General features: G+C 58.8%; 25 protein-coding genes. 9 read left to right on the top strand and 16 right to left on the bottom strand.

Translation table 11 applies throughout. The features are described from left to right. Positions 1 to 126: 126 nt before the first annotated feature. From F3H58_RS20270 to F3H58_RS20245, 6 genes are all read right to left on the bottom strand, one after another. The gene (locus F3H58_RS20270; RefSeq protein ID WP_210246923.1) at positions 127 to 2,304 is read right to left on the bottom strand and encodes a xanthine dehydrogenase family protein molybdopterin-binding subunit; all 2,178 of its coding nucleotides are present in this window, start codon (positions 2,302 to 2,304) and stop codon (positions 127 to 129) included. Next, complete coding sequence (locus F3H58_RS20265; RefSeq protein ID WP_149743508.1) at positions 2,301 to 3,281, bottom strand: FAD binding domain-containing protein; 981 nt, start codon at positions 3,279 to 3,281, stop codon at positions 2,301 to 2,303. Before F3H58_RS20265 ends, F3H58_RS20270 begins: the two co-directional genes overlap by 4 nt. Beyond that, complete coding sequence (locus tag F3H58_RS20260) at positions 3,278 to 3,928, bottom strand: 2Fe-2S iron-sulfur cluster-binding protein (protein WP_149743507.1); 651 nt, start codon at positions 3,926 to 3,928, stop codon at positions 3,278 to 3,280. Before F3H58_RS20260 ends, F3H58_RS20265 begins: the two co-directional genes overlap by 4 nt. A 595-nt stretch (positions 3,929 to 4,523) precedes the next feature. Further along, positions 4,524 to 5,333, bottom strand: coding sequence for an NAD-dependent epimerase/dehydratase family protein (locus tag F3H58_RS20255; RefSeq protein ID WP_149743506.1), 810 nt, complete (start codon positions 5,331 to 5,333; stop codon positions 4,524 to 4,526). 4 nt (positions 5,334 to 5,337) lie between these two features. Continuing rightward, positions 5,338 to 5,709 carry a MarR family winged helix-turn-helix transcriptional regulator gene (locus F3H58_RS20250; protein ID WP_286169845.1) on the bottom strand — a complete coding sequence of 124 codons (372 nt, stop codon included), beginning with the start codon at positions 5,707 to 5,709 and terminating at the stop codon, positions 5,338 to 5,340. A 294-nt stretch (positions 5,710 to 6,003) separates the two neighbouring features. Next, positions 6,004 to 6,894, bottom strand: a complete 891-nt coding sequence (locus F3H58_RS20245; protein ID WP_149743504.1) for a LysR family transcriptional regulator — start codon at positions 6,892 to 6,894, stop codon at positions 6,004 to 6,006. A 97-nt stretch (positions 6,895 to 6,991) separates the two neighbouring features. On the opposite strand from F3H58_RS20245, the gene F3H58_RS20240 reads away from it, so the two are divergent. From F3H58_RS20240 to F3H58_RS20230, 3 genes are all read left to right on the top strand, one after another. Then, positions 6,992 to 8,050 (top strand): aldo/keto reductase, encoded by a 1,059-nt coding sequence (locus F3H58_RS20240; protein ID WP_149743503.1) that lies wholly within the window; start codon positions 6,992 to 6,994, stop codon positions 8,048 to 8,050. Between the two features lie 94 nt (positions 8,051 to 8,144). Next, positions 8,145 to 8,699: a nuclear transport factor 2 family protein gene (locus F3H58_RS20235; protein ID WP_149743502.1), complete on the top strand. Its 555-nt coding sequence runs from the start codon at positions 8,145 to 8,147 to the stop codon at positions 8,697 to 8,699. Positions 8,700 to 8,806: 107 nt separating this feature from the next. Further along, a complete protein-coding gene (locus tag F3H58_RS20230) occupies positions 8,807 to 9,136 on the top strand; it encodes an Atu4866 domain-containing protein (RefSeq protein WP_149743501.1) in 330 nt (109 codons plus the stop codon). Positions 9,137 to 9,233: 97 nt separating this feature from the next. Here the strand turns inward: F3H58_RS20230 and F3H58_RS20225 are convergent, their stop codons facing one another. Further along, complete coding sequence (locus F3H58_RS20225; protein WP_149743500.1) at positions 9,234 to 10,133, bottom strand: LysR family transcriptional regulator; 900 nt, start codon at positions 10,131 to 10,133, stop codon at positions 9,234 to 9,236. A gap of 95 nt (positions 10,134 to 10,228) precedes the next feature. Between F3H58_RS20225 and F3H58_RS20220 the strand changes: the two genes are divergently transcribed. Both F3H58_RS20220 and F3H58_RS20215 read left to right on the top strand, forming a co-directional pair. Further along, positions 10,229 to 11,062 carry an SDR family oxidoreductase gene (locus F3H58_RS20220; RefSeq protein ID WP_149743499.1) on the top strand — a complete coding sequence of 278 codons (834 nt, stop codon included), beginning with the start codon at positions 10,229 to 10,231 and terminating at the stop codon, positions 11,060 to 11,062. Positions 11,063 to 11,112: 50 nt separating this feature from the next. After that, positions 11,113 to 11,607 (top strand): lipocalin-like domain-containing protein, encoded by a 495-nt coding sequence (locus tag F3H58_RS20215; protein WP_149743588.1) that lies wholly within the window; start codon positions 11,113 to 11,115, stop codon positions 11,605 to 11,607. 26 nt (positions 11,608 to 11,633) lie between these two features. Here F3H58_RS20215 and F3H58_RS20210 read toward each other — a convergent pair whose 3' ends face one another. Further along, positions 11,634 to 12,542: a LysR family transcriptional regulator gene (locus tag F3H58_RS20210; protein WP_149743498.1), complete on the bottom strand. Its 909-nt coding sequence runs from the start codon at positions 12,540 to 12,542 to the stop codon at positions 11,634 to 11,636. A gap of 175 nt (positions 12,543 to 12,717) precedes the next feature. Between F3H58_RS20210 and F3H58_RS20205 the strand changes: the two genes are divergently transcribed. Genes F3H58_RS20205 through F3H58_RS20195 form a run of 3 tightly spaced genes read left to right on the top strand, consistent with a single transcriptional unit; the run spans position 12,718 to position 15,461 of the window. Beyond that, entirely contained in the window at positions 12,718 to 13,710 is a 993-nt protein-coding gene (locus tag F3H58_RS20205) for an MBL fold metallo-hydrolase (protein ID WP_149743587.1), read from the top strand. 30 nt (positions 13,711 to 13,740) lie between these two features. Beyond that, complete coding sequence (locus F3H58_RS20200) at positions 13,741 to 14,823, top strand: aldo/keto reductase (protein ID WP_149743497.1); 1,083 nt, start codon at positions 13,741 to 13,743, stop codon at positions 14,821 to 14,823. A 53-nt stretch (positions 14,824 to 14,876) separates the two neighbouring features. Next, the gene (locus F3H58_RS20195) at positions 14,877 to 15,461 is read left to right on the top strand and encodes a dioxygenase family protein (RefSeq protein WP_149743496.1); all 585 of its coding nucleotides are present in this window, start codon (positions 14,877 to 14,879) and stop codon (positions 15,459 to 15,461) included. Between the two features lie 152 nt (positions 15,462 to 15,613). Here the strand turns inward: F3H58_RS20195 and F3H58_RS20190 are convergent, their stop codons facing one another. The 7 genes from F3H58_RS20190 to F3H58_RS20160 all read right to left on the bottom strand — a co-directional run bounded on the left by F3H58_RS20190 (position 15,614) and on the right by F3H58_RS20160 (position 22,029). Further along, on the bottom strand, positions 15,614 to 15,937 hold the full coding sequence (locus F3H58_RS20190; RefSeq protein ID WP_149743495.1) for a hypothetical protein: 324 nt from the start codon (positions 15,935 to 15,937) through the stop codon (positions 15,614 to 15,616). A 314-nt stretch (positions 15,938 to 16,251) separates the two neighbouring features. Beyond that, positions 16,252 to 17,211 carry a quinone oxidoreductase family protein gene (locus F3H58_RS20185; RefSeq protein ID WP_149743494.1) on the bottom strand — a complete coding sequence of 320 codons (960 nt, stop codon included), beginning with the start codon at positions 17,209 to 17,211 and terminating at the stop codon, positions 16,252 to 16,254. Between the two features lie 106 nt (positions 17,212 to 17,317). Beyond that, positions 17,318 to 18,457 (bottom strand): epoxide hydrolase family protein, encoded by a 1,140-nt coding sequence (locus F3H58_RS20180; protein WP_149743493.1) that lies wholly within the window; start codon positions 18,455 to 18,457, stop codon positions 17,318 to 17,320. A 228-nt stretch (positions 18,458 to 18,685) separates the two neighbouring features. Then, positions 18,686 to 19,075, bottom strand: coding sequence for a limonene-1,2-epoxide hydrolase family protein (locus tag F3H58_RS20175; RefSeq protein WP_149743492.1), 390 nt, complete (start codon positions 19,073 to 19,075; stop codon positions 18,686 to 18,688). Between the two features lie 148 nt (positions 19,076 to 19,223). Next, positions 19,224 to 20,111 (bottom strand): AraC family transcriptional regulator, encoded by an 888-nt coding sequence (locus tag F3H58_RS20170; RefSeq protein WP_149743491.1) that lies wholly within the window; start codon positions 20,109 to 20,111, stop codon positions 19,224 to 19,226. A 117-nt stretch (positions 20,112 to 20,228) separates the two neighbouring features. Then, positions 20,229 to 20,807, bottom strand: coding sequence for an acyltransferase (locus tag F3H58_RS20165; protein WP_286169840.1), 579 nt, complete (start codon positions 20,805 to 20,807; stop codon positions 20,229 to 20,231). Between the two features lie 481 nt (positions 20,808 to 21,288). Further along, positions 21,289 to 22,029, bottom strand: a complete 741-nt coding sequence (locus F3H58_RS20160; RefSeq protein ID WP_188129005.1) for an SDR family NAD(P)-dependent oxidoreductase — start codon at positions 22,027 to 22,029, stop codon at positions 21,289 to 21,291. Positions 22,030 to 22,108: 79 nt separating this feature from the next. Here F3H58_RS20160 and F3H58_RS20155 point away from each other — a divergent pair, with 79 nt between their 5' ends. After that, positions 22,109 to 22,807 carry a TetR/AcrR family transcriptional regulator gene (locus F3H58_RS20155; protein ID WP_286169839.1) on the top strand — a complete coding sequence of 233 codons (699 nt, stop codon included), beginning with the start codon at positions 22,109 to 22,111 and terminating at the stop codon, positions 22,805 to 22,807. On the opposite strand, the gene F3H58_RS20150 is transcribed toward F3H58_RS20155, so the two are convergent. After that, positions 22,785 to 23,765: an AraC family transcriptional regulator gene (locus tag F3H58_RS20150; RefSeq protein ID WP_149743489.1), complete on the bottom strand. Its 981-nt coding sequence runs from the start codon at positions 23,763 to 23,765 to the stop codon at positions 22,785 to 22,787. The genes F3H58_RS20155 and F3H58_RS20150 overlap by 23 nt on opposite strands. Positions 23,766 to 23,860: the final 95 nt, after the last annotated feature.

Genomic DNA, 23,860 nt, shown 5'->3' with positions numbered 1-23,860 from the left:
AAGAGGCCAGCCGAGATTGAAACTAAGGGCGTGCGACGCTTTAGTTTCCGCGCGCGACGACGTGCCTAGCGGCGCATCGTCGCCAGATGCGTGCGCTTTTGAAAAAATCGCTTTCAACCCAGCCTGTCACTGCTGGTGCTCACGAATATCAGCAGCGATACTTGCCAGATTTATGGGGAAATGTCGGATACGGACGCCACAGGCATTGTAGATTGCGTTTACGAATGCCGCAGATGCTCCACACGCGCCGAGTTCTCCAACACCTTTTACCCCGACGGGATTGGCGTCCAAATCGGGCTTGTCAATTAGCACGATGTCGACATCAGGCACGTCAGCATGGACCGGCAGCAAATACTCCGCCAGGTCACCGTTCACGACATTGCCAAACCGCGGATCGATTTCTGCTGCCTCACGCATTGCGGCGGAAAGGCCCCAGATCATGCCTCCAAGCAACTGCGAACGGGCGGTTTTGGGGTTGAGAATCCGTCCTGCTGAGAACGCGCCAAGCATTCGACGGACTCTGATTTCCCCGGTCAACCGATGCACGGCGGCTTCCACGAAATGCGCACCGTAAGTGTGGCGTGACCTTTCGTTCCAATCAGGAACCTGCGATGACGCCGGCAGATTGCCGGCCGCGGATAACCCCTCAGGATATTTCGCCAGCGTCCGACTGATGAAATCTTCGCCGGGGGAAATGCCTGCCTGTTCAATCAGGCCGAGGCAGGCGTTATGAAGGGCGGCTGTCGTATTCGATGCTCCCCAGGAGCCGCCCGAACCTCCTCCGGTGGGAAGACTTGAGTGCGCGAGAAATACATCAATGTCGGAAACCGCCACGCCGAGCACTTCGGCGGCGAATTGGGCGAGGATAGTGTAACTTCCTGTGCCTATATCGGTCAGGTCCGATCGTACGGCGACCCGACGTTCCGGGGTGACGGCCACTTCCACTTCAGTCGCGCCCTGGAAGTGGATGCGGATAGCCGAAGCCATGCCCATGCCTACGAACCATTGTCCTTCGTGACGGCTTCGCGGCCGGGTCAGGCGTTTGGACCACCCGAACCTTTCTGCACCCGTCCTCAAACACTCGGTGAGACTTCGGCCGGTCAGGGGCACCCCGCTTTCCGGGTCCGTTGCCGTGTCGTTCAACACTCGGAGCTCGACGGGGTCCATGTTCAAGGCTTCGGCAAGCTCATCCATCGCAGATTCGATTGCTAGCAAACCCGGGAGTTCCCCCGGCCCACGGACAGGTTCACCGTTCGGCAGGTCCAAATGCGTCGCTCTATGACTCGTCAAGCGATTTGGGCCGGAATAAAGGGAGCGTGTTACGGTGCCAGTCTGCTCGAGAAACGGGTCCCCGTCATTCGAATAGATCAGTGCCTCGTGGCCGATTGCAACCAGCTTGCCTTCGGTATCCGCGCCAAGTCGTACGCGCTGCCGCTGCCAGGGCCGCATGCCCAACAGGCTGAACATCTGTTGTCGAGTCATGCAGACCTTGACCGGTGCGTTGACCATCCTTGAAGCGATTGCTGCTCCCATAAGGTCGGCATGGACCGCGAGTTTCGATCCAAACCCCCCGCCAACGAAAGGCGCCGAGACAACGAGGTTTTCAGGCTCGATATTGAGGGCGGCCTTAAGAGAAGCACCGATATAGCGGAGGGTCTGATGGCTTGTCGTGAGGTGAAGCGTTTCGCCTTCCCATCGCGCAAGCGTGCTATGCGGCTCCAGCGGCTGCGAGAAATGCGGTGGTGTCTCGTACGTTTGATCGACTTTAAAGGCAGCGTCGGCATAACCCGCATCAAAGTCCCCGTGGTGGGTGAAGGCGGGAAATCCGGCATTGGCAAGTTCAGGTTCCGTGACGGGATTCCCTTCGGCATAAGCGAAGGTCCCCGTCATCGATCTGTAGCTGACAACAACGGCGTGAGCAGCGTCGCGCGCATTCTCGAACGTGTCTGCGACCACGAGTGCAATAGGTTGTCCGAAATGATCGATACTTGTTCCAGCAAGAATCGGACGCGCACGAACCGCAAAGCCGGGCGTCTGAGGATCGAGTTTGCCCTGCTGCGGTGCGTTTTTGTAGGTGATCACAAGACGGACGCCCGGCATTGCCTCGGCAATCGTTGTGTTCAGAGTGCTAATTTCACCTTTGCCAATCGTCGCTGTTGCAAAAACGCCAACGAGCGTCTGATGGATCGCTGCCCTCTCGTACGCGTAGATCGCAGAGCCCGTGACCTTCTGCGGTCCATCAAGCCTGTTAATCGACTGACCAACAACTCTTGTCTTGGCGTTCGGCCTATCCATACGGGTCATCGGCTTTGCTCCTGTGCGTCGATCAGCGCTGCATGCAAGGTGCGTTGCGCTAGCGCAATCTTGTAACGGTTGCGATCGGTTGGCCGAGCACCCTCCAGAATGACCGCTGCGGCATCACGAGCGACCTCCTCCGGCGTGCCGGATCCGCGACGTTCGGCAGCCTCTACGCGCCATGGTTTGGCGGCAAGGCCCCCGAAGGCAACGCGCTCGATCTCTACGCCAGTTCCATCCACGCGCGCCACCAGGGCGACGGCAACCGTGGCAAATGCATAGCTGGCCCGCTCGCGCACCTTGCGATAGACGTGCGTGCCGCCGATCGGAGCAGGAACCTCGACCGCAGTGATAATCTCGCCTGGACGAAGAGCCGTCTCGATGTGGGGTGTATCGCCAGGCAGGCGATGGAAATCAGCGATCGGAATGCTATGCTCACCTTCGGGACCCAGGACATGGACCACGGCGTCGAGTGCTCGCAGGGCAACTGCCATATCGGAGGGATGTGTTGCAATGCATGCGTCACTCGTTCCAAGTATGGCAAGGTTTGCCGAAATGCCATTCAGCGCATCGCAACCGGAACCCGGCTCCCGCTTGTTGCAGGCCATTGCAGTCCCGTAGAAATAGGGACAGCGTGTACGCTGCATTAGGTTGCCCGCGGTTGTTGCACGATTACGGATCTGTCCGGACGCACCTGCAACAATCGCCCGCGTGAGGACGCCGTATTGCTGCCGGACGATTTGGTGTGCTGCGAGATCAGTGTTGCGGACCATTGCCCCGAAACGCAACCCGCCGTTCTCAGCACCGGCGATCGTGTCGAGCCCCAAACCGTTGATGTCAACGAGTTGCTGCGGCACCTCGATCTGAAGCTTCATAAGGTCGAGCAAATTGGTGCCGCCTGCTATGATACGAGCATTGGCTCGTGCTGCCAACGTGGTGACGGCGTCGTGCAGGGTGGTCGCGCGATAGTAGGTAAACGGTTTCATCCGCGCTTCTCCTGAACATCGAGAATGGCTGCGATGATGTTGGGATAGGCTGCGCAGCGACAGAGATTTCCACTCATTCTCTCCCGTATCTCTTCAGCAGAGGCCGCCGGGAGTGCTGTCACGTCCGTGGCGACAGAGCTTGGAATGCCAGCGGCGATTTCCTCGAGCGTCGCAACTGCGGACAGGATCTGGCCTGGGGTGCAGTAGCCGCATTGGAACCCGTCCCTCTCGACGAACGCGGCTTGCATGGGGTGCAAGTCCTCCGGACGTCCGAGACCTTCGATCGTTAGAATTTCGCTGCCTGTTAGCATGACGGCGAGGCTTAGGCAGGAATTCATCCTTCTGCCGTCCACGATAACGGTGCATGCGCCGCACTGGCCGTGGTCACAACCCTTTTTAGTGCCGGTTAAGCCGATATGCTCTCGCAAGGCGTCCAGCAGGGAAGTTCGCGGATCGACCATAAGCTCGCGAGCCTCTCCGTTGACGTTAAGTTCTATTTTTGTGGTACTTTCGGAAGGTGTCTCTGCCGAAGCCGGTGTTTGCACAAATGTCATCCAGCCTATGCTCGCGCTGGCCGCTATTCCAAGGCCTGCGCCTTTGTTGAATTCCCGACGAGTAACATCAAGGGGGCGATGGTCATGCGTCATCTGGTTCTCCTCTTATGCCTAAGACGTGCCAGCTTTGTCGAAGACTGAACTAATGTCGCCGGCCAAACGACGTTGACACTGACAACTAATCCTTCGAATTGCTCTTGAGGGTAAGTTGGGTTTCGGCGGCATGACAACGCCCTTCTCCTAACGTCTCCGGTTAGAAAAACTAACCAATGAACGGTGTCGGAGGGCGCGCAGATATCAGGGCGGTTTCGCTATCTCCATGCAAAGCCAGAATAAAGGGCTGTACCCCTCGCCATGCCCATGGTCAGGAGAATGCTTGCGACAAGTGAAAGGGTGATAAGGTAGCCGCGGTAAACTTTAAGTGAGTGGGCCACACCATTGTGACCTTACCGTCAATTTCAGGGCCGAAGCGCGCACTTTATCGCAAAGGGATTTTGCACACGCTTATCAGCGACAGCCAATGGTGCGAATGACGGAGCCTGCGGCATCGTTCTGCTCGGCCTCCATGGGGGAAACGTGCAGTCCCGCAAAAACAAACCGTGAAAAGATGTCTTTCAGTCTAGCGGCGGGTCGAGCAATAGACGGTCGCAGATGAAAGCGAAGCTCGGCTACAAATCTCACAATTCGTTTAGAGTAAACCCTCTTGCCACGCTTGGTACACGGTTCGTATGCGGGGGCGAAAACCAAGGCTGCGGGCAAGAGACGTATCGACATGCAGGTACCAAGGGTTCGGGAGAGGCTCAGAGTTCGGCGCCAACCTGCATCCGACTACACCAGCGAGTTCGTAGATGGAGGAGGGCGCCTCATCTGCCAAATTGACGATGTGCCGATCGAAAGCACCTTTAAGCGCCAGCGTGATTGCTTGCGCGATATCGAGATGGTGGATCGTGCTCATGCGTTGCGCCGGATGCCAACTGCTGATGTGCTTGGGAAGGGTTTCGAGATGCCCGTCGCCATCGCCATAGACGAAGGGGAAGCGAAGGATTGACCAGTTCAATCCACTTTCGCGCAGCTCTTTCTCCGCGGCCACCTTACTTGCGGGATAGGGGTGCTGAGGGTCGACCGCGTCGTCTTCCTTTCCTGGATGGGGATTGTCCTTGTTGTAGACATGGCTGGTGCTCGACATAATGAACCGTGCATCGGGAGCATGCGCCTTCACCGCTGCGATCACGTTGCGTGTTCCATCAAGATTGCTCTTCCAGATAAGGTCGGCATCCTGCGTACGGAAGACGGCGGCGAGATGGACGATAGCGGAAACCCCTTTAACGGCGTTCGCCAGGGTCGAAGGGTCGAGCATATCGCCCGTCACAGCCTCTATTCCCTCTGGGCGGCTCTTGCCGGCCCGGAGCAGGACGCGGCAGGGGAAACCAGCCTTCGCTAGTCGTGGCAGGAGTCGCTCGCCGACCAGCCCCGTGGCTCCGGTGATCAATACGGTCATTTACTCAATCCTTCCGCAATAGGGTCTGCAGTCTTTCGGTCGCTGACTGGAGGACACGGATGGTCGTGGCCAGGTCGGCTTCGTCGATTCCGCCGAAGGCAGCATCGTGAATGAACGAAAGATCGGGAATTGTGCACCATAGCGCCTCACCGGCAGCTGTCAGCGTCAGCTGCCGGTGACGCTGATCGCCGTCATTCGCGGTCTGCGCAACCAGACCCTTTCGGACAAGCGTCGCGACGATTCCGCTTAAGGTGGCGCGTTCGAGCTCGAGCGCGCGGCCGAGGTCACGCTGGACCGAGGAGCCGTTGTTGACGAGATACCAAAGAACATACCATTGCGTGGATCCGAGATCGAAGGGACGCAGGCGCTCGTCCATGACGGCTCGACCGGCGAAGTAACAACGCTTCGTCCATGCCCCTATGGAGTGATTTTCAGTGTCGGCTAAATCTCGCACAGGACGCCCTTGCAAATTCGTATGCTACCGAACGATAATCGCAAGGTAGCATACGAATGTCAAGGCCAGATACGTGAGGTCCAGGCAGGCGACGGAATATACCAAGCCGCCATCCGCGACGCGGGAATGGCGCTAACGCAAGCGTGAACCTCGGGCCGTTTCGCGTCGACCTGGCCGCGCCAGATGTGTTTATCGACAGCGGTTGATGGTCGGGCACTATCGCCACCGCTTCACATGGTCGACGAGTGCACGCAGTTTTGGAGCGAGGTTGCGCCGGCTGGGGTAGTAGAGAAAAAAGCCGGCAAACGGCGGGCAATACTCATCAAGCAGCGGGACGAGCTGGCCGGATTCGACGTAGGGTTTGAACGTGTCCTCCATCCCGAAGGTGATGCCGCCACCGGCGCATGCTGTGCGGATCATAAGCCACATGTCGTTGGTGGTGATCTGGGGGTCGACAGCCACATCGAACTCACGTCCATGCTGGCCGAATTCCCAGCGATAGGGCGCGCTGTGTGGCGCCGGGCGCCATCCGATACACCGATGGGCGGAGAGTTCCGAAGGATGCCTAGGCTTACCGAAACGTTCGATATAGGACGGGGCAGCGAAGGCTCCCTGGCGCTGGTCACCCGAGACCGGAACGGCAATCATGTCCTGATCGATGACTTCCCCCAGCCGTACCCCCGCGTCATAGCCTCCCGCGACAATGTCGAATTCCTCGTCCGTGACGGTCACGTCGATCTGAATGGCGGGAAAGTCATCCGCGAAACGTGCCAGGAGCGGCCCCGAAATGAACTGCTCGGCGATAGATGACACCGCCAGGCGCAACAGTCCGCTCGGTGCGCTGTCGCGGTCAGCCGCGGCGTCAAGCGCCAGTCCGACTTCGGAAATGGCCGGAGCCACCCGCTCATACAGCCGCTCTCCCTCCTCCGTGAGGCTGACGCTGCGCGTTGTGCGGTGGACCAGCGCGACCCCCAGCCGATCTTCGAGGCGACGGATGGTCTGACTGACGGCCGACCGTGTGACGCCCAGATACTCTGCAGCCACGCGAAAACTCCGCGCCTCGGCGACGGCCAGGAAAACGGAAATGCCGTTCAGATCGGTCATCATTGGTTAGATCAAGTTACCACGATGGTTATCACTAGGCAAATTGTCCGCACGCATCGGCATGTCTACCTTTGTCTCACACACTCAGGAGATAACTTATATGACCCTTGATCATTACAAACTTCTTGGACGTTCGGGCTTGCGGGTATCGCCGATGAGCCTCGGGACGATGACGTTCGGTTCTGCATGGGGATGGGGTGCGGATGGTGACGAGGCACGCCGCATCTTCGATCTCTACGTCGATCGCGGCGGCAATTTCATCGACACGGCAGTGAACTATACCGACGGTGGTGCCGAACGGCTGCTCGGAACTTTCATCGGCGACAAACGCGAGCGGATCGTCCTGGCAACAAAATTCACCATGGCACGCGATCCGGGCAATCCGAACTCCGGCGGCAACCATCGTTTCAACATGATACGCTCCGTCGAGCAGAGCCTCGCGCAACTCTGTACTGATCGCATAGACCTCCTCTATCTCCATACATGGGACATGACCACCCGGCCGGACGAGGTCATGCGAGCGCTCGACGACCTCGTCCAATCCGGGAAGGTCCTCTATCTCGGCATCTGCAACGCGCCCGCATGGCGGATCGCACAGTTGCAGACGCTTGCCGACATGCGCGGCTGGTCGCCGTTCGTGGCGCTGCAGATCGAGTACAGCCTTGTGGAGAGGACCGTGGAGCACGAGCTTTTGCCGGCGGCCGAAGCTCTTGGCCTTGGGGTTCTTCCATGGTCGCCGCTCGGCGGCGGCGTTCTCACCGGCAAATATTCCCTTGCCGATGTGGAGGACTCGCAAGAGGCGACCGTGTCTGCCAACCGAAAGGGTGTCATAGCGTCCTCTGGTCACCTGAACCGACGTGCGATCGAGATCGCGGACGAGGTTCGAGCCGTCGCTGAGGAAGTGAACTCGACGCCGTCGCGCGTGGCGCTGGCCTGGATGCTGGCCAATCCGCGCGTCGTCTCTCCCATCATCGGCGCCCGCACGCTCGCCCAGGCCGAAGACAATCTCGAAGCGCTGGATCTGGTCCTTGCACCGAAACAACTGGAGCGACTGGACCGGATCAGCGCACCGAGTCCCGTCTTTCCCGCCCGCTTCACGCAGCGCCCCCTTGTCCAACAACTGATCTTCGGTGGCGCCGTGGTCGAACGCCGCGACTGACCGCGGAGACGACACGAGGCTGTCGACGGTGCACGATCTTCATGCCGGTCTATAAGCCCGAACAAGCCCTCAGCAACAGGAAAGGATCGATACCATGACCATTCTTCCGACACGCCAGCGGGTTGCCGGCGCAAGCCGAACAGCTCTGATCGCATTGGGATTGCTGTCACTCGCCCTACCGGGTGCAGCCATCGCCAATACCGCGGCAACGCAGGTGCAGGCTACGGACAGCGCCGCCATCGAGCAACGGAACAAGGCAATTGTCGAAACCGCGTTCGAAAAATGGCGTGGGGGTACGTATGTCTTCGCAGAACTCCTCGCTCCAGACGTCGTCTGGACTATCCATGGTTCAGGGCCGGTCGCCGGCACCTATCGCAACCAGAAGGACTTCCTCGAGAAAGCCTCGCGTCCCCTGACCAGCCGGCTCGCGACGCCGATCAAGCCCGAGGTGCACAACATCTTTGCCGACGGCGACACCATCATCATCCGCTTCGACGGAACAGCGACCACGACCTCAGGTGCTCCTTATCGCAACCAGTTTGTCTGGATATTCGAGATGAAGGATGGCCTCGTCGTCAACGCGGAGGCCTTTCTGGACCTCGTTGCCTATCAGCAGGTCGTCGACAACAACGCTCCACGGTCCGAGTGACCGACGCCTACGGTTCGGCAGACCAGGACGTCTGCCGAACCGACATCTACGCAACTATGCGCTATCGTCTCGAAACCGAGAACAGCAACAATTAATGGAGTCAGACCATGCGACAGGCATTTGCAACACTCATCACGGCGGCCACCCTTTCGATTCAACCCGTAGAAGCACAGGAGAACAATTTGCAGCCGAGCCATCCATACGCTGGCATGTGGGTTACCGACGACAACCGTGTTCGCCATGAACTCCTGCCGAACGGACGGTACGTCGAGGCCCGCGGCCAGCGCGAACGAGCCTATCAGGGCCGCTACGAGGTCGACGGGACGCATATCGAGTACTGGGACGACACGGGTTTCACGGCCGACGGCGATTTCGTCGACGCCAACACATTGCATCATGGCGGCATGATCTTGCGTCGCAAGCCAGCGACGCCCTGACATACCGGCGCTCCTCCGCGATGCGGTACGGTTCAGAGCGATGGGTGCAGCAGGTCTGCCTGAATTCATCTGACAGGGACGCCGTTCATCGGCGCCCTCATCGTGATCTGTCTACCTCTCTCAGGCGGTCGATGAAGGCCCGCAACGGTGACGGCAGGTGGCGACTGCGCGGATAATAGAGCGCCAGCCCCGGTGTCGGTGGGCACCACTCGTCAAGGACGGTCACCAGCTGCCCGGACTCCAGAAACGGCCGGGCAAAGTACTCCGGCACATAGGCAATGCCCCGGCCCTCTGCCGCCGCCTGCACGAGAAGATCGCTGTCATCAAGGGTGAGGTTTCCCGGCACGTCGATCGCGACCTCGGCGCCGTGTCTGGAAAACTCCCAGCGATAGCGCTTTCCGCTCGGCAGGCGCTGTCGGATACAGCAGTGCGCATTCAGGTCGTCTGGTGTGTTCGGCATTGCTCTGCCGTCGAGATAGGACGGTGCCGCCACGGCGATGAAACGGACGTCACCACCGAACTTCACCGCGACCATGTCTTTCGGGACGGCCTCCAGTAGACGTACCCCCGCGTCAAAACCCTGTTCCACGATATCGACAAGCCGGCCTTCCGAAACCAGGTCGAGCTCGACATCGGGATAGAGATCCAGAAAGCGCGGAACGACGTCTGCAAGCAGAATGCGGGCGCCGCTCTTGTTGGCATTGATCCGCAGTGTGCCGCTGGGGGTGCCGCGCTCTTCCGAAAGCGTATCGAGCGCCTGATCGAGATCCTGAAGAACCGGATCGAGCCGCGCGAACAGGCGTGCACCGGCCTGCGTCAGCGATACGCTGCGTGTCGTTCGGTTGAAGAGGCGGACATCCAGTTTTGCTTCCAATCCGATGATCGTGTGACTGAGGGCGGAGCGCGAGACACCCATGATGTCGGCCGCTCTGCGGAAGCTCTGGTGACTGGCAACCGCGGCAAAGGCGGCAAGATCGTTCAGGCTGGGGCGTACCATTCGTGAATTATCCTCACCACGTCATCTCAAATTGAAGATCTTATAGCACCAATCGTCGAGATCTACATTCGCAGATGAACAATGAGGGAAATTACATGACAAAGACATGGTTCATCACTGGCGCTTCTTCCGGGCTTGGTCTCGAGATGACGCAACGGTTGCTCGCCCAGGGGAACACCGTGATCGCAACGGTCCGCCGCCCAGGAACGCTGACGCAACTTGAGCAGGAATACCACGAATGGCTGGATATCGTTCCACTTGATCTGGTCGAGCCGCAGAGCATTACGTCTGCCGTCGAAGGCGCCTTCGAGCGTCATGGCCGGATAGACGTGGTTGTCAGCAATGCCGGCTATGGTCTGTTCGGTGCTGCGGAAGAGCTCACGAATGAAGAGATCGACCGGCAGGTCGCCACCAACCTTACCGGGTCGATCCATCTGATCCGTGCAGCATTGCCTTTTCTTCGGAAGCAAGGCGGCGGACGCATCGTCCAGGTGTCGTCCGAAGGAGGGCAGATCGCCTATCCAGGCTTCAGCCTCTATCACGCGACTAAATGGGGCATTGAGGGTTTCGTCGAAGCGGTCGCACAGGAAGTGGCTCCCTTCGGCATCGACTTCATTATCGCCGAGCCGGGACCGACCGGCACGAATTTCGCGGCCAATCTTGTCCACGCGACACCGATGGATGCCTACGATGAAACCCCGGCCGGCGCCGTTCGCCGGGCAATCACCGAGGGCAGCTTCGAGATTAAGGGAGATGCGGCGCGCACCGTGAGCGCAATCCTGTCGGCCGCCGGGAGCGAGACGCCACCATTGCGGCTCGCGCTGGGCAGCACCGCCTATTCGTCGATCTCAATGGCGCTTTCCGCACGCCTATCTGCCCTTGAGGTGCAGCAGGAAGTGGCGAATTCCGCCGATCGGCAGGACCTGTGAACTGCGACATCTCTGCGAACAAAGACCTCGTGAACAGGAAAGGAAACAACATGTTTATCCGATCAGCTGTATTGGCTCTCGCCTTTAGCATCTCATCTTCCGCTTTCGCGCAGACCGCTACAGAAAATCAGATTGTCGGAACCTGGCGCATGATGTCGGCGACGATCGATCCCGGCGGGCAAAATATTGCCGCTTATGGAGAGAAGCCCAACGGTCTTCTGGTCTTCACTCCCGACATGCATTTCGTGGAAGTTCTGACCGACGCCGACGTCCCGAGGTTTGCCTCCAATGCTCGCGGAGAGGGTACGGACGATGAAAACCGCATGGCCATGTCGCGCAGTATCGGGTTTTTCGGAACCTACACCGTCGATGAGAAAGGCGAATTCAGCGGAAACCGTGTTGAAGGCGCGACTTTTCCGAACTGGGTCGGCAGCGTGCGAACGCGCGATGACCTCACGCTTGTCGTGACCGGTGACCGCATGACTGAACAGTTCCGTAGGCCGGAAGGGACCGAAATAAGGATCGAATGGCAGCGCGTCAAATGAGGCGCGCAAGGGCCTGACGCTAACGACTATATGTCGTTGGGCTGCCAGTCGTAACTCCTCATATAATCGAGAAACGCCCGCATTGCCGCGCTCGGAAGACGGCGGCTAGGGTAGTATAGAAACCAGTGTGGCAGGGTGGGGCTCCAGTCCGCCAGAAGCTCCACCAGCCGCCCGATTTGAACATATGGTTTGGCGTAGTCATCAAAGACATGGGCTATTCCCTTGCCCGCCAATGCAGCCTGCAGTTCGTTGTGAGCAGAGCTGACGGTCAGGCGGCCCGTAGGCGTAACTTCGATATCTTCGCCGCGCTCTTTGAACCGCCAAGTGACCAACGTGCCCCCTGGGAAACGACGCCGCACACACTCGTGATTGATGAGTTCGTGGGGCGTTTGCGGCTGCCCGCTGCTCGCGATGTAGTCGGGTGAAGCGACGATTGCATAACGAAGTGCGGGTCCAAGCGGAAGCGCAATCATGTCCTGCGCCAGCTGCTTACCGAACCTGACGCCGGCATCGAAACCCTGTTCCACGATATCGATGACGGCCGCATCGCTGATGATCTCGATCTTCACCTCCCGATAGGCATCCATAAAGTCCAATACGAGAGGGCAGAGAAAATGGTCGACGGCTGGTGCCGGCGCGTTGATCCTGAGAGTTCCGGATGGACTATCACGCAACTCGTCGACCTCTGCGATCGCGAGCCTGATGTCGCTCAAGGCCGGTGCCAAGCGTTCGAGGAGGCGTTGACCAGCCTCTGTAGGGAAGACGCTCCGCGTCGTTCGATTAAGGAGTCGGATCCCAAGGGTTTCCTCTAGGGTATTCATCGTTTGGCTCAAAGCCGACGACGAAACGCCGCGCTCTAGGGCAGCAGCGCGGAAACCACCACAGCGCACGATGGCAACGAAAACGTCAAAGCTGTCTAAACGAATAGGATCCATTGCGCAGTTTTTCTAATCAAGCTGATCATTTTAACGCAGGTTATCAGAACAATAGTCACATGTCATTATCGGTCGAACTCAAGTGTTGCGTTCTGCCGAACTCCTCTCGTTGCCTATGTTCGAGCAAAGAAGAGGCGACGCAGCGCGCCCGATCAAGAACAAGGGAAGAAGACCGATGAAGGCTTTCACTCTCAACCGACGCGCCATCATGCTCTCCGCTGTCGCGGGGGCATCAAGCATGCTAATCCCAAGTCTGAGCGGCTCCGGTCTAGCCAATGCCCAGGCTGCGGCCCCGATGGCTGGCAATGTGGGGCATTATCGCTTCCGCGTTGGAGAGATCAGCGCCACTGTGTTGAGCGACGGCGTAATTGGTGGCCCGCCTCGCGTCTATGCGGGCGACGCCCCGGAGGCCGAGCTTCAGGAGGTGCTGCGCCAAGCATTCTTGCCGACCGACCACATGACGCTCAATCTCAACACGCTGCTGATCGAAACCGGCGGCCGGCGGATTCTGATCGAGGCCGGCGCGGGCAAGACCATGGGCCCGAATGGGGGCCGAATCTTCGATAACCTCGCGGCAATCGGTCTTGGGGCCGCGGACATCGACGCCATCGTCATCTCGCACACCCACCCCGACCATGTCGGCAACTTAAGAACTGCAGACGGTGGCAAGGCCTTCCCCCGTGCCATTGTCTTCGTCCCGAAGGCGGACTGGGATTTCTTCGTTCGTACTGACCCCGATCTCTCCTACATGCCGGTGCCTGAGGAGTTCCGCCAACGCTTTGCAGCAAACATCAAGAACAGCCTTCAGCCGTTCACGAATGATGTCGAACTCTATGAAGCCGGCGCCGAGATTGTCCCTGGCCTGACGACAATCGTTGCAGCCGGCCACACGCCAGGCATGGCGACTTTCCTCGTCCATTCCGGGAACGACCAGTTGCTGCTGACGGCAGACCTTGCCTATCACCCTGTCGTCAACGTCGACAAGCCATGGCTCCCAGGCCCGGACCGCGACAAGGAAACCGCCCTTTCCTCCCGCCGGCGCATCTTTGACCGGGCAGCGGCCGAGCGCATGCCGGTTCTTGGCTTTCATTATCCTTTCCCCGGTCTTGGCCGGATGCTGAAGACCGATGGCGGCTATGCCTGGGTCCCCGCCAACTGGCAGTTTTGACGTCAACAACAATCGAGCAGGAAATCTCCCATGGATCAGTCAAAGATCAATCGTCGCGGCTTTCTCGGCACGGTGGGTGCGGCGGCAACCGGACTTGCACTCGCTAGCAGCACTACCGCGCAGGCTCAAGGCACGAGCGTGTCGTCGGCCGCATCTGCCTCGAACCCGGCGGTGCTGACCCGGACCTTGCCTCGCACCGGGGAACGGGTCACAGCCCTCGGTCTCGGCACCTTTCTGACATTTGATCTAAAGCCCGGGGATCGCCGCGATGCCCTGCGACAGGTCTTCGAACGCTACGTTGCCGCAGGCGGTCGCGTGGTCGACACATCGCCGCTCTACGGGTCGGCGGAAGTCAGCGTCGGCCAGTTCATGGGAGAATTTGAACGATCCGACGAGATATTCCTTGCCAACAAGGTATGGTCGACGGGAGAATATCTCGGAGACGAAAGCCATGCCGTTGAAAGCTTTCGGCAGTCACGCATGCGGACATGGCGTGACACGATCAACCTGATGCAATGCCACAGCATCACCAATGCGCCGGTCGTTATTCCGCTGATGAAGGCATGGAAGAAGGAAGGTCTTATACGGAATGTCGGCGTGACCCATCACGAGTCGGCGGCACAGGACCAGCTGCTGGCGATTGTTCAACGCGACGATGTCGATTTCATTCAGACGAACTACTCGATCTTCAATCGCGATGCGGAGCGACGCCTCCTTCCAGCCGCCGCTGACAAGGGTGTCGGTGTCCTGATCAATCTGCCGCTCGAAAAGGCCCGTCTGATGAAGGTCGTCGAGGGGCAGCCGCTCCCCGCCTTTGCGCAAGAGTTCGGCGCGACGAGTTGGGCGCAGTTCTTCCTGAAATGGGTTATTGCGCATCCCGCCGTCAGTACCGTGCTCTGCGGCACGTCCAACCCCGATCACATGAGCGACAATGTCCAGGCGATGACAGGCCCACTTCCGGACGAGCGCATGCGCGCCCGCATGGTTGCGCATATGGAAACCATTCCTGGCTTCGGCTCCATCGGGACGATGCCGTGGTACCCGGGCAAAGAAAAGATGTATTCCGGCCTGATCCGGGAAGCACAGGCGAATGCCGCACAGCGCCTGCGGTAACGGCGCGTCAGTTAACCCGCCATCACGATGGAACATTCACTGGGAGATCCGCCTTGCCTTCCACCAGACGTTCGCTTCTGACGGCCTTTCTGACGCTGCCCCTTATCGACGTGGCGAGAACGAGGGCGTTTGCGCAAGCCGCTCCCGAACTGCCGCTGACGCCAGCATGTGACGATGAAGAGGAACTGACCATCGAACGGGAAGCGGGTCCCTTTTTCAGGCCGAACTCGCCGCTCGAGCGGGATCTATATCCCGACGCGCCCAATGGCGAGCGGATCACCGTCGCGGGATTCGTCTTCGACAAACGCTGTCGGCCTCTAGCCGGTAGTCTCATCGAGATCTGGCACGCCGATGAGAAAGGCGACTATGACAGCGTGGGCTTTCGCCTGCGCGGACACCAGTTCACCGACGCTCAAGGACGCTGGTGGTTCAACACCATCACACCGGCGCTTTATCCCGGCCGAACACGCCATTTTCATTTCAAAGTCCAGCGCCCGGGAGGACGCCTCCTGACCACGCAGCTCTATTTTCCCGGAGAGGCCAGGAATGCCGGGGACCGGTTGTTCGACGAGGCACTCCTCCTGAAGATCAAGCAAACCCGTGACGGAAAGTTTGGACGGTTCGATTTCGTGATCTGAGGAAGGTGCCTTTCTCGATCGAGCAACCCGGCCGAAGAGCTCAATTCGGCTGGTCACGATAGCGGACTTACTATCGACCACCCATGTCCAGCGCTGCATTCAGGTCTCGAACCTTCGGTAATCGCCCTGCTGCGACTCAACCTGACCAGGCCTTATCGCGTCGCATCCACGGGTACCGGATCGCCCTCTGGCGCGGGCTGGGGAGCATCGTCGGGCTTGCCGTCCTCGTTTTCCAATCCGAGTTGTTGAAGGATAAGGTCTTTGATTTGTTGTTCGATCGCGTCTCGATCCTTCTGGCTCATCGCGGCCAGCTTGTCTTCATTAAGCTCGCGATCTTTCAGGAAGAAATAACGGACACGCTCAGCTGGCGTCATGTTGGACACTTTGAGGAACTCGTCCGCAGCATCGGGTTTCTGGTCCTTGCTCACAGCGGTGCGATTGGGCTTTTGGTCCAATACAACGTCGTTGCTCTCCATAGACCAGAGGGCTTCCGCGAGCTTCGAACTGTGCCGCGAATCAAGAGAGACAGTGAGGACGTTCCCACTCGCTTTTCCTTCGTGCGCTTCCCGGATCGTGTCTTGTTCCGGAGACCGGGAGGATGACTGTAACAGCAGAGGGACCCGTGAGTTACCCGAAACAAGCATTTGATTGATTCCTTTGGATGTTCTGCTCTCTGGTTATCGCACTGCTGGCTTGCTCTGGGCTGATCGGGCCTTCAAATAACGTCACGGAATGTGCATGTCCGTTGGTTACAACAGCCGCGCAGCGTGGTTTCGCTGTGTCGGCCTCTTTAAGGGCGAAGGATCACCCGCCCGAGGACCGAGTTGTTCTCGGCATAGGCATGTGCGTCCGCCACATTTGCAAGAGAGAACGTACGATCGATAAGCACCTCAAGTTCACCTGCTGCGGCTCTCTTCAGCATGTGGGCGACGGATGCGTGAACGTCTGGCTTGTCGAGCTCCGTTCCCATGAAAACACCGATCAGAGTCTGGTTTGCTTGCAAAGCTGGCCACAGATCGACTTCAAGAGATGAACGTCCAGCATTTCCGACAAACACGAGGCGTCCGCCCGGCCGCAATACCGAGAGCGAGGTCCGTAAAGTCGAGCCTATAGGATCAATGACAAGGTCAACACCCCGACTATCCGTTAGGTGCATAAGCGTATCGTGGACGTTGGTCTGACGATGGTCAATCGCATGGGTCAGGCCGATATCCTTCAATTTTGCAATCCGCTCTCCTCCGGAAACGGTTGCGATCACCTCTGCCCCGTTCCTGCTCGCCAGTTGAATAGCAGCCGCGCCCACGCCGCCCGCGCCGCCCTGGACGAACACAGTTTCGCGTTCGGCTAACTGTCCGCGCGGGAATAGACAATGGTGTGCAGTACCGAAGGAGATGGGCAATGCGGCTGCAGCATCCACGCTCAAACCGTCAGGTATGACCCAGGTTCTGCTCGCAGCGACCGCGCGCAGCGCCGCATGCGACCCGTGCATGTCGAACGACGTAACTTTCTGTCCGACGAAACGATCACGCACATCAGAGCCGACAGCGATGACTTCGCCTGCGGCTGCGTATCCGACGATCCCGCCTGGATCGGGCGGAGGCGACGAGGCCCTGTTGATGAGATCTCCCCCCTCGATGGAGACTGCCTCGATCTTGATCAAGACACCGTCCGTGGAGCAAGTCGGATCCGCAACGTCGATGTAGCGCAGGACTTCAGGAGCGCCGGGTGATTGGTAAACTGCGGCTTTCATTGGCTTTCCTTGTTAACTGTATTGTGTGTGGGGGCGCCTAACGTCCTGGCCGGGACCAAGAGCCAGGCCGAATACCGCCCGATTGAGGGGGGAGCTACTTTCACCTTCAGGCGCGCGCTCCCGACACCGTCGCGATAAAGGCGCGCAGGTCGGCCAGCATCAGTTCCGGCTCTTCCAGCGCGGCAAAATGCCCGCCCCGCGGCATGTCGGTCCAATGCACGATATTGTAGGTCTTCTCCGCGAGCGAGCGCGGCGGCGGCAAGAACACCGGATCGGGGAAGGCCGCAAAACCGGTCGGCACCTGGATGCGGGTGCCGGCCAGAAGCATCCGCGACCCCTCAAGCCGGCTGCCGTAGTAGATCCAGGTTGCAGTCACGAACGATGTGGATGCGATGTAGAGCATGATGTTGGTGAGGAGTTCCTCCTCCGAAAACTTGCTCCAGATGTCCGGGTCGCCGTCGGCGGTTGTCGGAAGATCGGACCACTTGCCGAACTTTTCGAGTATCCAGCCCGCTGCTCCGATCGGGCTGTCGGCCATTGCGACGCCAAGCGTCTGCGGACGGGTCGCCTGCTCGTGAAAGTAGGCGCTCTCCTGATCGGCGATCGCGGCCCGCTTGGCGGCGAAGGACTTCTCCTGGTCGGTCGTCGGAGCGGCATCCTCCGCACGAACGGTCATCATGTTGATATGGATGCCGAGCAGAGCGTCCGGTCGATCATGCGCTGCCCAGACCGCGAGGGCGTGGCCCCAATCGCCCCCTTGAATGAAATACCGCGCGTCGCCGAACAGTTGGATCATCAGCCCATGCACGAGCGCAGCAGCCCGCCGCGGGCCGATCGGGCCCGTGATCGGGGTTGAGAACGCGAAGCCAGGAAGCGAAGGAACGACAACATCGTGCCCGTCCGCTGCGAGCGGTTCCAAGAGCCGCTCGAACTCGAGATACGAGCCTGGCCAGCCGTGGAGAAGCAGGACGGGCGGTTTGGAGCCGTCGCCTTTCACATGAACGAAGTGGATGTGCTCGCCTTCCACGTCGGCCATGAAGTTGGGAAGTGCGTTAAGTCGCCGTTCGACCGCACGCCAGTTATAGCTGTCCCGCCAGTAAGCGGTTAGCCTCTTTAGGTCATCAACCCCGACCCCAGCCGACCAGCCTCCCGCATCCGGTAGCTGGCTCCAGTCATAAGCCTCGACCTTGGCTCTGATCGTGGCGAGCCGTTCGTCAGGGATGTTGATCGTGTAGGGTGAGATCATGATTGTTCTCCGCTTAGAGTGAAAGGAAACCGCTCTAGCGCGGCGAGTTCCCAGAAACCCCGGGTCATTTCTATCAATATCCCTGTTACAGGAGCCACGGATCTGCCGGGGCGAGGGCCGGGAAGCCAGGTACGGCTCCGTCGGTCAACAAAGCACCTTGGCTTCGAGCGCGGCATGCCGGCGAGAACAGCGCCGCCGCGGCTCCGCGGCGGCGGGCTTGCGAACTGGCTATCTTTTGAGAAGTGAGACCTGCCTCTCGAAGTCGGCCAGATCGAAATAGTCGCGCCAGACAGTGATTTCCCCATTCTCCACGGTGATCGTACCCATGACCGGCAATGTGATCGTCGCGCCACGTTCATGGGTGAACACATCGATCCGCTCGTTGAGAACAACATTCCCCGATGCCGCGATGTTGGTCACAGCCCAGTCTACCCTGAAGGCGGTTCCAACTCCGAAGTCCTCATGGAATTTGCGAACGTTGTCTCTCCCTATGATGTCGGGCAGCGGCACGTTGTCATAGAGGACGTCGTCCGACAGCATCGCAAGGGCGTCCTCAATGCGATTTGCACTCCAGTGACCGAAGAAAGTGATGGCGATATCAATAGGGTTGGTGGACATGGTTGCTCTCCAGAGAGGGTTTTGCGAAAACTTGACGAAATTGTTTGCCTTTAATGGGCGGCCAGGGAACTGCGTGACCCGGCCACCGATTGAGATGGGTCCAATATTCCACGCCGAAACGCACAGAGCGTCCTAAAGGCAGAGCACCTCAGGCGGAGTTCCGCAGTCGGCGGGCGTGACGCGCCGGTGGAAGCCCAAAGATGCGCACGTAGTCGCGACTGAATTGCGATGGGCTGCCATAACCGACTTTAAAGCCCGCGCTGGTCGCGTCCATCTTGTTGCTGACCATCAGGCGCTGTGCCTCCTGCATCCTGAGCTGAGTGCGGAATTCAAGCGGGCTCATGGCCGTGACCGCTTTGAAATGCGCGTGGAAAGTCGACCGGCTTATTCCGGCGATCTCCGCCGCGGCCTGCTCAATTGAGAAATTCTCACGAAAATGCGTCCGAATCCACGAGATCACTCGAGCAATCTGATTCAGGCGACTGTCCGCGCGGGCCATCTGCCGAAGAATTGCGCCGCTCTCAGCGCCCAATAGCCGATAGAAGATTTCGCGCATGGTAGAAGGCGCGAGCGCGTCGATGTCTTCCGGGGTGTCGAGCAGACCCACGAGACGAAGTGCGGCATCGACTACCGCTGGGGTGGTGCGGCAAACTGCAAGTCCGGTGAATGGTCTGGCGGGCTCTACGCTCGAAGCCGGGAAGCGCATCGCGAGTTTAGCTATGGTAAAAGTGTCCAAATGCAACTGTAAGCAAAGATAAGGCCGTTCCGGAACTGCATCGATAACTGATGCCATCACCGGCAACTCGACCGATGCAATCAGGTAGGTCGATGGATCGTATGTAAAGGCCGCATCGCCGAGTACTGCACGCTTTTGGCCTTGAGCAACGAGGCAGAGCGTGGGCTCGTAAAGTGCTGGCATTGGCGTGGTCGGCATTGAAGACCGGATTAGCGTCACGCCGGGAATATCAGATGCATAGGCGCCATCTTCCGGGCAGTGGCGAGCAATGGTTTTGGTCAAGAAGCCGAACTGATCCATTGTAGCCTTTTCTGGCGCAACGTCGATTTAGCGCAGGACTTCGGGAGTGACGGGGATTGGTAAACTGCGGCCTTCATTGGCTGCCCTTGTTAACTGTACTGTGGGGGAACGACGCGATCAGGCAACCCACTGAACGCCCTCTTTAACGACTTTGGCCGGGTTGCCGGCGACCACAGCGCCGGGAGGAACATCCTTCGTGACAATGGCACCAGCCGCAACAACGGCTCCGTCGCCAATCGTCACACCCTTGAGAATAACGGCTCGCATTCCGATCCAGACATGGTTGCCGATCCTGATGGGCGCCTTATCCGGCCTGCCAACCATAGTATGACCATCCCAGTCGCGGATGATCACCTGGTCGGCGATGAAAACCTCGTCACCCATGGTGATTTCGGAGCCACATGAGATCCACGAATGGCGATTGGCGAACCCGCTCCCGAGCGTGAGTTTGGCGCCACTTTGTATGCCGATCGTGCCGCCCGAATGAAGGGTAAACTGGCCATTTAGAATGAGTTGACCGTTCCCTTTGATTACAAGCTGTGTCGGCTCAGCGATGAGGCCCTTCCACCCTTCACCTACGACGATGGTTCCGGTTCCCATTACGCTTCCGTTTATCTCGGCGCGACCCTTTCCTCTCAACTCAACACACTTGTGGGATCCAATGCTCAATAAACGCTTAAGAACCTTATTGATCATGGAACCGTCCGATAGCTTGTTGCCGCTCCAGGTCATCGGAGACATTGACCTGCCGAGCATCCGACCAATACCGCGTCATCATTACCTCCTGACGAGAAGCCTTCGGCGAAGGCCGATATAAAACAAGGGCTTTGACGGGAGTGGCTCCAGATCCGACAAAGTTTTTACAGGACGTTGACACGGGATCGGCCTGAAAAACCATGCCTAATCTCCCGAAAAATTTGCCTAATGCTCTGCCGAAGCCGGCCCCGCTCGTCCGATCCAAACCGCCTGTGAACTTAGCCGCGAAAGAAAGGAGCAGAAGCCTGCAATGTCCTTCGTTCGCTCTATCGACGATGCCGGATTGAAATAGGATCGCTGCGATCGCGGCATTGATAGCCAGCGCGTACCTTCCTACGCAATTAAGAGCCGCGCCGGTCCCTTCGATTGAGGGGCCGGAGGCTACTTTCTCCTTCGACCCTGTGTCTTCTTCTCAACCGGATCAGGCGTTGAACCCGGCGTCCACGTTGAGAACCGCGCCCGTTATCAAACTTGCGGCGGGACCAGCCAGGAAAGCGACTGCGCTCGCAACTTCTGCGGGCTCGCCAAATCGTCCAAGCGATGTGAGGCTCCGCTGGTAGTCAGCATTCTCGCCGTTGGCAGGGTTCATTTCAGTGTCTGTGGAACCAGGAAGAACAAGATTGACGGTAATACCTTGAGGCCCCAATTCGCGCGAGAGGCCGCGCGTAAACGACAGAAGCGCCGATTTCGACATCGCGTATGCTGTCACACCCGGAAAAGGCACACGCTCTGCGAGCGAAGAGCCGATAGAGATGATCCGGCCCCCCGATGAGAGATGAGGAATTGCTGCCTTAGCAAAGAGGAAGGGCGCACGAACGTTCACATCAAGCATGGCCTGCAAGTCGGCGAGTGCCAGATCCGCGCTCATGCCGGCGGTTCCAATACCCGCGCTGTTGACGAGAATATCGAGCCCTCCGAGCGTACCGACCGTCTGGTCGACGGCGCGATTGATGGCGCCCGGGTCGGCACTGTCGGCCTGTATGGCCAGCCCGCGCCGGCCTTTCTGCTCGATCGTCTTGACAACTGATGCAGCCCGTTCCGCCGAGCGGTGATAGGTGAATGCAACGTCGGCCCCCCTCTCGGCAAGGGCGGTCGCAATCGCCGCCCCTATTCCCCTCGAACCGCCATTCACAAGCGCGCGTTTCCCATGCAGATCCATGATTTTTCCTTTTATGCAGTGATCGATGCACAAATCGGTAAAGGCATTGCAATCTGTCGTCAACTGATTTATGCAGTGGTCAATGCAAAATGATGTTTCGATACCGCCAGCCAGCTCACAGTCAGCCCGCCCCTCACGAGGCCGGCCGCGGGAGTTCGACCGTCAGGCTGCACTTGCCACGGCAACCCGGTTATTCTGGATCAAGGGATACGAGGCGACCTCAATCGCCGACCTGACGGAGGCAATGGGGATCGGAACGAAGAGCCTTTATGCGGCTTTCAGTTCGAAGGATGCGCTCTATGCGGAAGCGCTCAAGTATTATTACACGACCTACGAAGGGTTGGTCTGGACCCGCTTTAGGGCTGCTTCGAGTGCGAGAGAGGCAGCTCTCGCATTCCTCCAGGATTCCGCGACCGCCATGACCGGTGGAGATCTCGATCTTCCGCATGGCTGCATGGCAACGCTCGCTACCGTTGGCAGCGAAGGACACTCCGAGCTGGGCGAACTCATGCGAGAGACGCGTGCAGGCGGTTTCGATATTCTGAAAGCGCGCTTCGATCGAGCGAAGAACGACGGTGATCTAAGGGCGACGGCGGACACGACCAAACTGGCGAGGTTCGTGCAAACGGTTCAAAGCGGCATGGCAATTCGCGCCCGCGACGGAGCCGATCGCGCCGAGCTGCATGCTGTGGCGGAAATTGCGCTAGCCGGCTGGGACACTATCACTAGCGGCATCGATCATCGCATGGAAAACAAGACTAAAGGCAACGCAAGACGTTAACGGTTCCGCGACTGCTCCCTTCCTCGGAGCGGGTGGCTCTTTCCGCGAAACGGCTTGGCGAGCAGCCGACGGCGTGAGTGAAGGCGGTGCTGAATGCACTTGCTGACTTATAGCCAATTGAAAAGGCGATCTCCTCGATTCTTGTCGTGCCGGACTTAAGCGCTTTTTTGGCCAGCGCCATGCGCCACCGCAAAAGATACGCGATCGGACCGATCCCGACGACGGCTCGAAAGCGTGTGGCAAAGGCGGACCGCGAGACACCGCAAAGCCTCGCCAGAGACTCGACAGTCCATTCGTGGCTGACGTTTTCGTGCATGGCACGAATTGCTTTGGTCGTGACCGGATCTCGAAGGCCGGCGAGTAGACCGCTGCTCAAGGGATCAATAGATTGTTGGCGAAGGTTTGATGTAGACATCCTGAGAATTTCGACCAGCGCCAGCTCGACAAGCCGAATGATTATGAACTCGCTGGCCGGTCCAGGATCGCGGCCTTCGGATTCCATCAGAGTGAGCAGATTGTGAAGCCGGTCGAGTTTAGGCGAACGAGAGGGAATCTGAACGATGGACGGGAGAAGCCCTGTCAGGAGATCCTGGTTGGCTCTCGAGAACAGAAATTTCCCCATGTGAAGCGAGATGGGTCTTTCCTGACCGGAGCCCAGCTTCAACCGCCCCTCATGTTTGGCGGCCACCGCCATGACGCTGTCCAACGGTTCTACTTCCTGACTGGAGGTCAGCGTGAAGGAAACCGCTGTCCGCAGCAACACAAAGTCGCCTTTTTCCAGCGACACCGGATCACAATCAGGTCGTATCAATTGGCAAGCGCCGTCTTCGATCCAGAAAAACAACAGGTCTCCCAGCGCTGGAAAGCTCAGGCCCCAGTCGCCGGCGGCGTCGATCCCGCGACCCAGAAGCGCAGCGCGCGGCCGCAGCAGTCCGATAAGATCGAGGAAAGGATCCATTCTAGGGCTTCAGATAAAGTATTCCGGGGCTTCCATTATGGAGCGTGTAGCAGCGATAGCATAATCTTGAGGACGATTACGAGGCTTAGGCCCCT

The sequence above is a fragment of the Rhizobium sp. NFACC06-2 genome (assembly GCF_900101425.1).
GTDB classification, from domain to species: domain Bacteria; phylum Pseudomonadota; class Alphaproteobacteria; order Rhizobiales; family Rhizobiaceae; genus Agrobacterium; species Agrobacterium leguminum.
The sequence above is the reverse complement of the archived record's forward strand: the minus strand, read 5'-3'. Positions and strand labels throughout refer to the sequence as shown.

Bases quoted from the DNA above. Each gene is read 5' to 3' on its own strand.
- F3H58_RS20200 (WP_149743497.1), top strand. From the start codon at position 13,741: ATGGATCAGTCAAAGATCAATCGTCGCGGCTTTCTCGGCACGGTGGGT.
- F3H58_RS20165 (WP_286169840.1), bottom strand. From the start codon at position 20,807: ATGATCAATAAGGTTCTTAAGCGTTTATTGAGCATTGGATCCCACAAG.
- F3H58_RS20150 (WP_149743489.1), bottom strand. From the start codon at position 23,765: ATGGATCCTTTCCTCGATCTTATCGGACTGCTGCGGCCGCGCGCTGCG.
- F3H58_RS20170 (WP_149743491.1), bottom strand. From the start codon at position 20,111: ATGGATCAGTTCGGCTTCTTGACCAAAACCATTGCTCGCCACTGCCCG.
- F3H58_RS20270 (WP_210246923.1), bottom strand. From the start codon at position 2,304: ATGACCCGTATGGATAGGCCGAACGCCAAGACAAGAGTTGTTGGTCAG.
- F3H58_RS20265 (WP_149743508.1), bottom strand. From the start codon at position 3,281: ATGAAACCGTTTACCTACTATCGCGCGACCACCCTGCACGACGCCGTC.
- F3H58_RS20225 (WP_149743500.1), bottom strand. From the start codon at position 10,133: ATGGTACGCCCCAGCCTGAACGATCTTGCCGCCTTTGCCGCGGTTGCC.
- F3H58_RS20205 (WP_149743587.1), top strand. From the start codon at position 12,718: ATGAAGGCTTTCACTCTCAACCGACGCGCCATCATGCTCTCCGCTGTC.
- F3H58_RS20230 (WP_149743501.1), top strand. From the start codon at position 8,807: ATGCGACAGGCATTTGCAACACTCATCACGGCGGCCACCCTTTCGATT.
- F3H58_RS20175 (WP_149743492.1), bottom strand. From the start codon at position 19,075: ATGTCCACCAACCCTATTGATATCGCCATCACTTTCTTCGGTCACTGG.
- F3H58_RS20215 (WP_149743588.1), top strand. From the start codon at position 11,113: ATGTTTATCCGATCAGCTGTATTGGCTCTCGCCTTTAGCATCTCATCT.
- F3H58_RS20180 (WP_149743493.1), bottom strand. From the start codon at position 18,457: ATGATCTCACCCTACACGATCAACATCCCTGACGAACGGCTCGCCACG.
- F3H58_RS20155 (WP_286169839.1), top strand. From the start codon at position 22,109: ATGCAAAATGATGTTTCGATACCGCCAGCCAGCTCACAGTCAGCCCGC.
- F3H58_RS20235 (WP_149743502.1), top strand. From the start codon at position 8,145: ATGACCATTCTTCCGACACGCCAGCGGGTTGCCGGCGCAAGCCGAACA.
- F3H58_RS20255 (WP_149743506.1), bottom strand. From the start codon at position 5,333: ATGACCGTATTGATCACCGGAGCCACGGGGCTGGTCGGCGAGCGACTC.
- F3H58_RS20245 (WP_149743504.1), bottom strand. From the start codon at position 6,894: ATGATGACCGATCTGAACGGCATTTCCGTTTTCCTGGCCGTCGCCGAG.
- F3H58_RS20260 (WP_149743507.1), bottom strand. From the start codon at position 3,928: ATGACGCATGACCATCGCCCCCTTGATGTTACTCGTCGGGAATTCAAC.
- F3H58_RS20240 (WP_149743503.1), top strand. From the start codon at position 6,992: ATGACCCTTGATCATTACAAACTTCTTGGACGTTCGGGCTTGCGGGTA.
- F3H58_RS20220 (WP_149743499.1), top strand. From the start codon at position 10,229: ATGACAAAGACATGGTTCATCACTGGCGCTTCTTCCGGGCTTGGTCTC.
- F3H58_RS20250 (WP_286169845.1), bottom strand. From the start codon at position 5,709: ATGGACGAGCGCCTGCGTCCCTTCGATCTCGGATCCACGCAATGGTAT.
- F3H58_RS20210 (WP_149743498.1), bottom strand. From the start codon at position 12,542: ATGGATCCTATTCGTTTAGACAGCTTTGACGTTTTCGTTGCCATCGTG.
- F3H58_RS20185 (WP_149743494.1), bottom strand. From the start codon at position 17,211: ATGAAAGCCGCAGTTTACCAATCACCCGGCGCTCCTGAAGTCCTGCGC.
- F3H58_RS20190 (WP_149743495.1), bottom strand. From the start codon at position 15,937: ATGGAGAGCAACGACGTTGTATTGGACCAAAAGCCCAATCGCACCGCT.